Source organism: [Muricauda] lutisoli (nom. illeg.) (genome assembly GCF_017313105.1).
Classification (GTDB): domain Bacteria; phylum Bacteroidota; class Bacteroidia; order Flavobacteriales; family Flavobacteriaceae; genus Flagellimonas; species Flagellimonas lutisoli.
The window spans coordinates 502,017-514,456 of the sequence record NZ_JAFLND010000003.1; the positions used below are offsets into that span (position 1 = coordinate 502,017).

Annotated in this window: 8 protein-coding genes and 1 riboswitch; of the genes, 6 read left to right on the plus strand and 2 right to left on the minus strand. The window is 41.8% G+C overall.

Translation table 11 applies throughout. The annotated features are described in order from the left end of the window. Positions 1 to 17: 17 nt before the first annotated feature. The 4 genes from J0X13_RS13160 (at position 18) to J0X13_RS13175 (ending at position 7,021) form a co-directional block, all read left to right on the plus strand. Complete coding sequence (locus J0X13_RS13160; RefSeq protein WP_207071860.1) at positions 18 to 2,513, plus strand: DUF5686 and carboxypeptidase-like regulatory domain-containing protein; 2,496 nt, start codon at positions 18 to 20, stop codon at positions 2,511 to 2,513. Positions 2,514 to 2,589: 76 nt separating this feature from the next. After that, positions 2,590 to 3,117: an inorganic diphosphatase gene (locus J0X13_RS13165; protein WP_207071861.1), complete on the plus strand. Its 528-nt coding sequence runs from the start codon at positions 2,590 to 2,592 to the stop codon at positions 3,115 to 3,117. A 116-nt stretch (positions 3,118 to 3,233) separates the two neighbouring features. Continuing rightward, positions 3,234 to 5,636, plus strand: a complete 2,403-nt coding sequence (locus J0X13_RS13170) for a sodium-translocating pyrophosphatase (RefSeq protein ID WP_207071862.1) — start codon at positions 3,234 to 3,236, stop codon at positions 5,634 to 5,636. 119 nt (positions 5,637 to 5,755) lie between these two features. Continuing rightward, positions 5,756 to 7,021, plus strand: coding sequence for an MgtC/SapB family protein (locus J0X13_RS13175; RefSeq protein WP_207071863.1), 1,266 nt, complete (start codon positions 5,756 to 5,758; stop codon positions 7,019 to 7,021). Positions 7,022 to 7,032: 11 nt separating this feature from the next. Here the strand turns inward: J0X13_RS13175 and J0X13_RS13180 are convergent, their stop codons facing one another. After that, positions 7,033 to 7,746 carry an energy transducer TonB gene (locus J0X13_RS13180; protein ID WP_207071864.1) on the minus strand — a complete coding sequence of 238 codons (714 nt, stop codon included), beginning with the start codon at positions 7,744 to 7,746 and terminating at the stop codon, positions 7,033 to 7,035. A 210-nt stretch (positions 7,747 to 7,956) separates the two neighbouring features. Beyond that, positions 7,957 to 8,574: a deoxynucleoside kinase gene (locus J0X13_RS13185; RefSeq protein WP_207029924.1), complete on the minus strand. Its 618-nt coding sequence runs from the start codon at positions 8,572 to 8,574 to the stop codon at positions 7,957 to 7,959. Between the two features lie 317 nt (positions 8,575 to 8,891). On the opposite strand from J0X13_RS13185, the gene metK reads away from it, so the two are divergent. Then, complete coding sequence (metK, locus tag J0X13_RS13190) at positions 8,892 to 10,145, plus strand: methionine adenosyltransferase (RefSeq protein ID WP_207071865.1); 1,254 nt, start codon at positions 8,892 to 8,894, stop codon at positions 10,143 to 10,145. Between the two features lie 103 nt (positions 10,146 to 10,248). After that, positions 10,249 to 12,183 carry a CocE/NonD family hydrolase gene (locus J0X13_RS13195; RefSeq protein WP_207071866.1) on the plus strand — a complete coding sequence of 645 codons (1,935 nt, stop codon included), beginning with the start codon at positions 10,249 to 10,251 and terminating at the stop codon, positions 12,181 to 12,183. A 110-nt stretch (positions 12,184 to 12,293) separates the two neighbouring features. Beyond that, positions 12,294 to 12,397: riboswitch (SAM riboswitch) on the plus strand. The last annotated feature ends 43 nt before the right edge of the window (positions 12,398 to 12,440 follow it).

The window sequence follows — 12,440 nt, forward strand, 5'->3', positions numbered from 1 at the left end:
GTCCCATATACCTGCCTATGAAAAGAATCTTTTCTGTTTTTTTTCTCCTCTTTATTGTTAGTGTTGCTGCACAAACCAAAATCGAAGGTGTGGTTACCGATGATACAGGTATGCCCATCGCTTTTGCCAACATAATTTTTGTAAACTCCTCTGAGGGCACCATAACCAACGACAATGGACATTTTTACCTGGAGTCGGATGAAACTTATAATACCATAAAAGTATCTTTCATCGGTTATGAAACCAAGGAAATTCCGCTGGAACAAAAGGTGAGCTACGGTATGGAGATCGTGTTGACCGAATCTGCCGAGCAACTTCAGGAAGTGGTCATATATACAGGAAAACAATCCAAGAAGAATAATCCGGCCATAGATATTCTGAGAAAAATATGGGCTAAAAAGCGGGAGAATGGCGTGCGCAAGTTCAAACAGTACCAATACGATAAGTATGAAAAAATTGAGTTTGATCTGAATGCCATAGATAGTGCACTGATCAAAAGTAAACTCTTTAAGGGGCTGGAATTCATGTTCGAGGACCTGGATACTTCAAGAATCACGGGGAAGACCTATTTGCCCATGTTTCTGAACGAAACATTTTCAAAAGTTTACGGCGATAACGTACTGGATAAGGAGAAGGAGGATGTCCTTGGCAACAAAAATTCTGGATTTAGCGGTAATCAGTCAATAACTGCATTTGTGGAAGACCTCTATTCAGATTACGACATTTACGATAATTACCTGAAGTTTTTTGATAAGAGTTTTACAAGTCCATTGTCCAAAACAGGGGTAGATGTATACAATTATGTGTTGTCCGACAGCACATTTATTGATAACAAATGGTGTTACAACATTATTTATTACCCTAGGCGAAAGAACGAACTCACCTTTAAAGGCGATTTTTGGGTAAACGATACCACTTTCGCTATCAAAAAGATCAACATGCAGGTCACTAAGAGTGCCAACATCAACTGGGTAAAGGAAATTTATATCGAACAGGATTTTGATGTGGTCAGCGATTCGGTTTTTTTGTTGAGGCGAGACTACATGTTAAGCGATTTCAGTTTCTCCAAAAAGGAAGATTCTCGGGGGGTGTATGGCAAACGAACCACGGTTTTTGATAATTATAATTTTGACAATCCACGTTCCGAAGATTTTTATAAGGCCGTTGCAGATCCGTATGACCCTAGGGTGTTCTCGCAGGATAGTGTTTTCTGGAAAAATGCAAGATTGGAAAGCTTAAATGACGATGAATCGGGGATCTTTAAGCTGTTGGATACCTTAAAGACCGTTCCCAAGTTCAGGACCTACTACGATATTGTCAGTATTTTGGGCTCGGGCTATGTTGAAATCGATAAGTGGAATATCGACATTGGGGATATCTACAGCACTTTTGGTTATAACGATGCCGAAGGTATTCGATTAAGAGCTGGCGCAAGAACATATTATGGCCAGAACGATATGTGGCGTTTGGAGGGTTATATGGCCTATGGTTTTGATGATAAGAAGTTCAAGCATGGGTTTTCAGGAAGATTTTTATTGGATCGAAAAAACCGTCTGATCATCTCTGGAGGAAATCGTCGGGATATTGAACAATTGGGGCTGAGCCTTACCAGTACCAATGATGTGATGGGTAGGAGCATCGCTTCATCCTCTTTGGTTACCGTAGGCTCCAACAATCGTTTGACCAATATTAATCTCTCTACACTAAACATGGAAATGGAACCGGTAAAAAATCTCAAGATCAATGTAGGCGGCTCGTTCCGTACCTTGAGTTCGGCATTGCCGGAAGCTTTCAGTTTGGATTATATAGACCCCACATCACCAACCGGTATTTCATCAGAAATAAGACAGTTCGACCTTAATACCACAGTGGTGTATACCCCGGGCAAACGTACAATTGGATATGGCGTGGAGCGCTCCGACATCAACGATGATTACAGTACTCTGGTGCTTAAATACACCAAAGGTGTAGATGGGTTTTTAGAGAGTGATTTCGATTATGAGAAAATCCAGTTTTCGTACCAACAGCCATGGCAAATAGGTGGTTTTGGTAGATTGACGAGCAGCGTTGAATTGGGTAAAACTTTTGGAACCGTGCCATTGGGGCTCTTGAGTGTTGTTCCCGGAAACCAAACATTGTTCTCACTTTACAATGTGTTTCCGAATCTGGATTTTTATGAATTCGTTACCGATACATACGCTACGGTTCACTTGGAGCACAACTTTAATGGAAGGTTGTTTTCTCGAATTCCATTGTTGCGTAAACTCAACCTCAGGGAAATTGTGGGTCTAAGAGGGGCGTGGGGCCAATTGTCCGAAGAAAATATCGCTTTGAGTGCCCCTACCAATATTCCCCTCATGGCGCCAGAAGACCAGGTGTATTGGGAATATTCTTTTGGTATAGGGAACATTTTTAAAATACTTCGGATAGACTTTAATTTTAGAGGAAATTATCTTCAAAATCCAGATGCCAGGGCATTTGGGATAACCGGAACCTTCGGATTTAATTTTTAATTCACACGAAACCTCCAATTTATGGGGCCTATTCCAGTTATACTGGTTATTTTTGCATTATAAATATATCACTAACATGTCTAAAAAACCACGTATAACCTTTGATGTACTAGTAGAAATTCCCAAAGGTAGTAGAAACAAGTACGAATACGATTTTACGCTTAACAAAATTAGATTTGACCGAACCTTATTTTCCTCGATGATGTATCCCGGGGACTACGGTTTTATTCCGGAAACCTTGGCTTTGGACGGCGATCCATTGGATGTATTGGTTCTTTGCACAGAGCCAACCTATCCCATGGTTGTAGTGGAAGTAAAGCCGGTCGGTGTTTTCCATATGACGGATGAAAAAGGTCCGGATGAAAAGATAATCTGTGTACCTGTTTCCGACCCGATTTGGAGCAAAAGGGATGACATCAGTGAGTTGAACCCACATAGATTAAAAGAGATCGAACACTTCTTTCAGGTATATAAAGACCTAGAGGAGAAGAAAGTAGATACTGGAGGTTGGGGAGACGTTAATGAAGCGGTCAAAATCTATCACGAGTGTGTGAAACGCTATGAAGAAAGTGATCATAAAAAGAGACGTGCCTACACTATATAGATTACATAACAATAAGTTTAAAAAAATGCGCTTTTAATAATTAAAGGCGCATTTTTTTTATTACTTCGTATTTTACTACATTAGCGGGCATTAAAAAATTCTAAACAAGCTAATCTATGGATTTAATCGTAAAATTTTTGCCCGTATTTGGTGTCTTGGGCCTTCTCTATGTATTCATTAAGAACGTATGGATTTCTAAACAAGAGGTCGGAGACGAAAAAATGGCAAGGATTGCCAAGAACATTGCGGATGGTGCAATGTCATTCTTAAAGGCTGAATATAAAATACTGAGCATTTTTGTTATTGCTGTGGCCGTATTGCTTTTCTTCAAAGGAAGTAATGAGGCTGGTTCCAATGGAATGGTGGCCGTATCTTTTGTTGTTGGTGCCATTTGTTCGGCCCTTGCCGGATTTATCGGAATGAAAGTCGCAACCAAGGCAAATGTAAGAACAACCAATGCCGCCAGAACTTCTTTAGGTAAGGCACTTGAAGTTGCATTCGCCGGAGGAGCGGTCATGGGTCTTGGAGTTGTAGGTTTAGGTGTTCTTGGATTGAGCGGACTCTTCATGATTTATAGTGGACAAGGTTGGGAAATTGCCGAAGTGCTCAATGTGCTTTCTGGTTTTTCACTTGGAGCATCGTCCATAGCCCTTTTTGCACGTGTAGGCGGTGGTATCTATACGAAAGCTGCCGATGTTGGAGCTGACTTAGTGGGTAAAGTAGAAGCTGGAATTCCTGAGGATCACCCATTGAACCCAGCGACCATTGCGGATAATGTGGGTGATAACGTTGGGGATGTTGCCGGAATGGGGGCCGACCTTTTCGAATCTTATGTGGGATCCATAATCGGTACTATGGTTTTAGGAGCCGTTTTTGCCGGTTTACCGGAGTTTCAAACTGCTTTTGATGGACTTGGAGCTGTATATCTACCATTGGCATTGGCTGCCGTAGGGATTATCATGTCAATCATCGGAACATTCTTCGTGAGAGTAAAAGATGGTGGAAATCCGCAGACCGCATTGAATATAGGAGAGTTTGGTTCAGCAGCGTTAATGTTGGTTGCATCATACTTTATAATCAACGCCATGTTACCTGAAACTTGGGTAGAAGGTGGAAAAGAATTTACGGCAATGGGTGTTTTCTGGGCAACTATTGCTGGTCTGGTAGCTGGATTGCTAGTAGGAAAGGTAACGGAATATTATACAGGTACAGGTACAAAACCGGTCAACTCCATTGTACGTCAGTCCGAAACAGGTTCTGCAACAAACATTATTGCAGGGCTTGGTGTGGGAATGATGTCCACGGCCATACCGATCATATTGATTGCTGCGGCTATTTTGGTTTCCCATTATTTTGCCGGCTTGTATGGAATTGCGATTGCCGCTGTAGGTATGTTGGCCAATACGGGTATTCAACTTGCCGTTGATGCCTACGGACCTATTTCGGATAATGCAGGTGGTATTGCTGAAATGGCGGAATTGCCTGGAGAAGTTCGTGATAGAACCGATAAATTGGATGCCGTAGGAAACACTACAGCAGCCATTGGTAAAGGATTTGCCATTGCATCTGCTGCATTAACGGCATTGGCATTGTTTGCCGCCTTTATGAAAACAGCTGGTGTTAAATCCATCGATGTTTCCCAGCCAGATATTATGGCAGGGCTCTTGGTAGGCGGTATGCTTCCCTTTGTATTCTCTGCACTTTCAATGAATGCTGTTGGTAGAGCTGCTATGTCCATGATTGAAGAAGTCCGCAGGCAATTCAAGGATATTCCGGAATTAAAAGCTGCCTTGGCGGTAATGCGTAAATATGATTCTGATCTTTCCAAGGCCAATAAGGAAGACATGGAGATTTTTGAAGCCGCGGATGGTAAAGCAGAATATCAAAAATGTGTGGCGATTTCTACGCAAGCATCCATTAAAGAAATGGTGTTGCCAGGTTTGTTGGCTATCGCCGTGCCAGTAGCTGTAGGATTTATTGGCGGCGCTGAAATGTTAGGAGGTCTTTTGGCCGGTGTAACCACAGCAGGTGTGCTGATGGCTATTTTCCAATCCAACGCTGGTGGAGCATGGGACAATGCCAAAAAAACGATCGAAAGCGAAGGTCGTAAAGGTAGTGATGCCCATAAGGCCGCCGTTGTAGGGGATACTGTTGGTGATCCTTTTAAGGATACATCGGGTCCTTCCTTAAATATTTTGCTTAAATTGATGTCTGTTGTTGCTCTGGTCATAGCGCCTAGTTTAGTGAGTCTAGCGCCCGCCGATGAAGTGGGAATGTTGAAAGAGGATGCAACCATGATCACCATTACCGAAGAGGGGATGAAAGAAACCAAGGCGGTTGAAAAACAGATTAGGGTTGAGGTCAGTAACACAGCGGATGGAGCATACAAAGCTATTGTTACTTCCAGTACCAATAGCAATGGAGAAGTAGTGGAGGAAACAGATGAGTTTACTGCCGATACCAAAGAAGAATTGGAAAAAATGATACAAGAATATAAGAGTGCTGAGGCAAAGAATTAGCTCTCGCTTTAAGGCAAAGCTGGAAAAACCACGCCATCGGCGTGGTTTTTTTATTTAAGTTATAAAAAAAAGATGTAAAAATGTTTATGACTTTTTAATACTCGCTTATATTAGGGACAATGGATTATTCGGATTTAACTACTTTGGGTATTACGTTCGGCTTAGGTCTAATCGTAGGGCTTCAGCGGCAACATACTGGTCAAAAAATGGCTGGGATACGTACGTTTACCCTTATAGGTGTTTTGGGTACCGTAACTGGCTTTATGACCCGTGATTTCGAAAACCCTTTTATCCTCCCCGCTTTTGGTATTGCATTGGCAGCCCTGCTTATTACGGCCAATATTCTTAAACTCAAAAAATCTGATGAAACTGATGTTGGACAGACCACTGAGGTCGCGGCTTTGCTTATGTTCGCTCTTGGAGCCTATCTTGTATTGGGCAATCAGGTAATAGCTATAATTGTTGGTGGTGCAATGGCTATACTACTTTATGTTAAAGATAAAATGCACGGATTTATTGATAAGCTTAAGGATAAGGACATTTCTGCCATTATGACCTTTGTCGGTATTTCGTTAATAGTGCTTCCTATTTTGCCCAACAAGACTTATGGTCCTCTTGATGTACTTAATCCAAACAACATCTGGTTGATGGTCGTGCTAATTGTCGGGATTAGTGTGACGGGATATTTCATTTACAAGTTGGTGGGCAAGAAAACTGGTATTATTTCCAATGGAATTTTAGGAGGTTTGATCAGCAGTACAGCTACCACCATTAGTTATGCAAGAAGGACCTCCAAGGTTAAATCTGTTAATACCATCGCGGCATTTATCATAACTGTTGCTTCTGCTGTTTCCTTTGTAAGGGTACTTATAGAGGTAGGCGTGGTAATACCCGACAATTTACCTCAGATCATTTTACCTATGATCCTTGAGTTTTTGATATTGTCGATTGTTAGCATCTTTTTATTCTACCTTATAAACAAGGAAGAAAAAGGTGATGAAATGCCAGAGCCTAAAAACCCTGCCCAATTCAAAAGCGCATTGATCTTTGGACTGCTATACGGATTCATCTTATTGGCAGTGGCCTTTTCCAAAGAAGAGTTCGGCAACGACGCCCTCTATGCAGTAGCGATCATCAGTGGTCTTGCCGATGTTGATGCCATTACCCTTTCCCTATCCCAGTTGATTAAGGGAGGAAGCTTGGATGCATCTTTTGGATGGAAACTTATTCTTATGGCCTCTCTATCCAATTTATTGTTCAAGGGGATTATGGCAGCGATCTTAGGCACAAAAGGATTGGCCAAACTAATTGCTGTTTGTTTTGGAATCTCTATTTGCTCTGGATTGCTCATTATATGGTTGTGGCCAGAAAGTTGGCATTTTTAAACTGGCCATAATTAGTTTAATTTGAATGTGATAGGGATGGAATATGAAACTTTTACAGGCATGCCTCTCTGTTGACCTGGTTTCATGTTTGGTAATTTTGAAATAATTCGGGCAGCTTCCTCTTCCAAAGATTTATGAGGTCCTCGAAGTCGAACATTATCAATATTTCCATCTTTTTCAATTGTAAACATGATACTTACTCGGCCTTGTAATCCCATTTCTTTAGCAGGATCTGGATAACGGAAGTTTTTCCTGATATGTTTTTGAATCATTTTTTGAAAACAATCTCTTTTGTCTTCTTCTGTTTTCTCTTTTTCGCATCCAGGAAATATAGGGGCATTCTCCACCAATACAATGGGAATCTCTTCCGTAATTTCCTCTTCGGCAACCTCAATACTTTCTATGGGTGCAACCTCGGTGCTCTGGTCCGGTTCAGACGCTTCTATTACTGTTTCTTCTATATCCTTTTCGTCCTCCACAACATCAATTATAGGTGGAGTCTGAATTTTTGGTTTGGGCAACTCTAACTTTTGAAATGTAATTGGAGGCTCATCTTCAATCAGAAGGTCAGGGTTAACTTGACTTGTCTCCCAATCCGATGTTGGGTAGTAACTTTTCCATTCCAACGCCATATAGGCCATAAGTAAAACCAAGGTCATTCCCACAAAAAAGTAGAGTAGACTATTTCGGTTTACATCCAGTTGAGGATTCTTTTTTGGTTCCATAATTTTCAAGTTTTTTCACCTTTGTAAGGGTGCAGTTAATAGCAGTGGGCTTATCCCGACTCTAAACTACCTTGAAAAAGTTCCGAAGTAAACCGCCAATGAGTAAAAAGCCGGTTTGAGTGAGGGAAATGGAAATCCAGGGTTCAATTACTGAACCAAAAAACCAAAGTGTTTGAAAATTGAAGATAAAATACGGGTTCTTGACCGAGATTATTCGAACAAACCGTGAATTTCTCCATCAATGCGGTTGATCACTTCGCCCAAATCTTCTGGGTTGTCCACAAAATCAAGATTGTCCACATCAAAAATGAGCAGTTTACCCTTTTCATAAGTGTTCACCCAGGCTTCATAGCGTTCGTTCAAGCGGCTTAGGTAATCAATGGAAATGGAGTTTTCATAATCGCGACCACGCTTATGTATTTGCTTTACCAGGTTTGGAATGGTACTCCGTAAATAAATCAATAGGTCCGGTGGTTGCACTAAACTCTCCATCAACTCAAAAAGACCTTTGTAATTTTCAAAATCACGATTGGTCATTAAGCCCATAGCGTGCAGGTTGGGAGCAAAAATATGAGCGTCCTCGTAAATGGTTCTGTCCTGGATCACATTTTTGCCACTTTCCCTGATCTTTAAAATTTGCCGATACCTGCTGTTCAAAAAATAGATTTGGAGGTTAAAACTCCAACGCTCCATTTGTGTATAAAAATCATCCAGATAGGGATTGTCCACCACATCTTCAAAATGGGCCTCCCACCTGTAATGTTTTGCAAGTAAATTGGTCAACGTCGTCTTTCCGGCCCCAATGTTGCCTGCCACAGCAATATGCATAAGATGTGATTGTTTTTAAGTGTTTGTACCAGGGAAATCTAATCGTCGCAATATACAAAGTATATCCACTTATTGAAAAAAAACCGGCTCAAAAGACCTATCCAATAATAGCTTGGAACAAAGTTTTATAATATGTTGCAAATATGTACTTTTGCGCTTCAAAACGAGGAAAGATTTGACTGATTGCAACCTCGGTTACCTTAAAAAGGTATACGAAAAATGCTAAAGCAGTTCTTGTCAGCTACCGCCGGCATCTCTTCACCAAGGGTTTGGAACTTCTTAGCGCATTTGTCAAATCTTCATTTTAAAAAAGAGAAATGGCGTATTTGTTTACATCAGAATCCGTTAGTGAGGGACATCCAGATAAGATTGCGGATCAAATCAGTGATGCTTTGTTGGATAATTTTTTGGCCTTTGACCCTGAAAGCAAAGTAGCCTGCGAAACTATGGTGACCACGGGTCAGGTAGTGTTGGCGGGAGAGGTGAAAAGCCATACTTATGTGGATTTACAAAGCATTGCAAGGGAAGTCATCAACAAAATCGGATATACCAAAGGGGAATATAAGTTTAGCGGTGATTCCTGTGGAGTGATCTCTTTGATCCATGAACAATCACAGGATATTAACCAAGGGGTCGATCGCGGTACCAAAGAAGAACAAGGTGCGGGCGACCAAGGAATGATGTTTGGCTATGCAACCACGGAGACGGAGAACTATATGCCCTTGGCATTGGATATCTCACACAAGATTTTGGAAGTACTGGCCGATTTGAGAAGAGAGGGGACCCGAATTCCATATTTGCGTCCCGATGCAAAGGCCCAGGTAACTATTGAATATTCCGATGATAATGTCCCACAACGCATTGATACCATTGTTGTTTCTACTCAGCACGACGAATTTGATGCTGATGAGGCGATGTTGACCAAGATCAAGGACGATGTCATCAATATTTTGATTCCAGAAGTAAAAAAGTTGCTGCCGGAGAGCATTCAAAAACTCTTCACGGACAATATAAAATATCACATTAACCCAACTGGAAAATTCGTGATTGGCGGACCACATGGGGATGCAGGACTGACAGGAAGAAAGATAGTGGTGGATACCTACGGAGGTAAAGGCGCTCACGGAGGAGGTGCTTTTAGCGGTAAAGACCCCAGCAAGGTAGATCGAAGTGCTGCTTATGCAGCGAGGCACATGGCCAAGAATTTGGTGGCTGCAGGAGTTGCGGGCGAGATTCTGGTACAGGTAAGCTACGCCATTGGAGTAGTGGAACCCACATCCATTTTTGTGGACACCTATAAATCTTCCAATGTGAACATGACAGATGGCGAGATTGCACAAAAAGCGTCCGAACTCTTCGATATGCGACCATTTGCCATTGAGGAACGTCTGAAGCTGCGAAACCCTATTTATTTGGAAACTGCCGCCTATGGTCATTTGGGCAAAGAGCCCAGAACCGTGACCAAGGTTTTTGAATCTCCCTATAATGGAAGAATCGAAAAAGAAGTGGAACTGTTTACCTGGGAGAAACTGGATATGGTTGATCAAGTTAAAGAAGCTTTCGGCCTCTGACACAACCACATAAATGAAATATAAAAGGAGCTTTTTCGCTCCTTTTTTTATTGGTATACTATCATGAACTTTAGTAGCTTTAGCGTATCAAAAAAGAGTAAAAATGAGAAGTTCAGTTAGAGTCCTGTTGTTGAGTATTTTAATGTTGACGGTAACCGTCAGCTGTAAAAAAACCGTCAAGACCGAAGTAAAGGAAGTCGATACCTATGTGGCCGACAACTACACCAAAAAAGAGGTGGACATTGAAATGCGTGATGGAATAAAACTGCACACTACTATTTATTCGCCCAAAGACACTTCCAAGGAGTATCCGATCATTATGCAGCGCACTCCCTACAGTTCCAGACCTTATGGAGAAGGGAATTTTAGGACCAAAATAGGTCCGAACGAACATTTGATGAAGGAGGGAAACATCATTGTGTACCAAGATGTTCGTGGGAGATGGCTCAGCGAAGGCCATTACGTAAATATGAGGGCCTACATTCCCAATAAAACCTCGGATGAACAAGTAGATGAAAGTTCGGACACCTACGATACCATTGAATGGTTGGTAAACAATGTGGAAAACAATAATGGAAACGTTGGAATATGGGGTATTTCCTATCCCGGGCATTATGCCACCTATGCTACCGTAGATGCACACCCAGCATTAAAAGCAGCTTCACCGCAGGCTTGTATCGGAGATTTCTTTTTTGATGATTTTCACCATAACGGGGCGTATTTGTTGAGTTATTTCAGGGCAACATCCCTTTTTGGAACACCGCGTCCCAATGGCGATGCACCGATTGATACAGCTTGGTATACTTTACCCAATTTGCCAACGGAAGACCAGTACCAATTCTTTTTGGATGCTGGCCCATTGGAAAATTTAGATCACTTTTTTGAATACGAAACCGCCGATACCCCGACCATGCGTCCGGAGGGAGTGACCGATGATTACTTTTGGAACGAGCTCAAAGAACACCCGAACTATGATGCCATGTGGCAGAGTAGAGGGCTCATTCAACATTTAAAAAATGTGAAGAGCAGTGTGGCGACTATGATCGTAGGCGGGTGGTTTGATGCCGAGGACCTATACGGGCCGCTGGAAACCTATAAAAACATTGAAAAATACAATGAAGGCAACTACAATACCATGGTATTTGGACCTTGGGACCATGGCGGTTGGGCACGGGACAAAGAACGTAATGTAGTGGGCAACTACTATTTCGGGGATTCCATTTCGTTGTTCTACCAGAAGGATATTGAGACCAAGTTCTTCAACCATTTCCTAAAAGAAGAGGGTGATATGGATTCTGGGTTGCCCGAAGCCTATGTGTTTGATACGGGTAAAAAAGAATGGAAAAAATATGATGTTTGGCCTCCAGAAAATGCAGTGAAGAAGACGATGTACCTGTCCGATGACCAAGAACTCACTTCTGAACCTAAAGCAATTACCGGAATTCAGTTTGTTAGTAACGTAAAAAAACCCGTTCCATATTCCGAAGATGTGAAGACCGTTTTCACTCCAAGAAAATACATGACGGATGATCAACGTTTTGCGGCACGTCGTTCCGATGTACTCGTTTTTGAGACCGAGGCGATGGATGAAGATTTGACCTTGGCAGGAGATATTATGGCCAAATTAAAAGTGGCCACTACAGGTACAGCTGCCGATTGGATCGTAAAAGTAATAGATGTACACCCAGCTGATGCCGAGACCAACGAGGAAATGCAAGACCACCTTAAAATGAGCAACTATCATTTAATGGTGCGTAGTGAAGTACTTCGTGGTCGATTCAGAAATAGCTTTTCCGATCCTGAACCATTTACACCCAACCAAAAGACCGATGTGGACATCAAGCTTCAGGATGTGTTCCATACCATTAAAAAAGGGCACAAATTACAGATTCAGGTCCAGAGTACATGGTTCCCACTTATCGATTTGAACCCACAAACGTATGTGGACAACATCTTTAAGGCGGACGAGTCGGATTTCAAAACACAGACACATACCGTTTTTACCGACTCCAACATTGAGTTTACGGTATTGAAATAAAAAAATGAGAGTTCGTGGGGGAAACCCGATTGATGAAAATTTTCCAAAAGATTAGGAAAATCAACCTTTCCATCAGTATATTTGTCCCACGAAGTTCAAAAATGTATTGTTAGTTATCAAGAAAGGTGGAGGGAATAGACCCGATGAAGCCTTAGCAACCCTTGGCGCTTGTCAAGAAGGTGCTACGTTCTATCCCATTGGGAATAGATAACATCTCAGGTAGTTTCTGCCCTCTTCTTTCTTATAACCTTTACTAT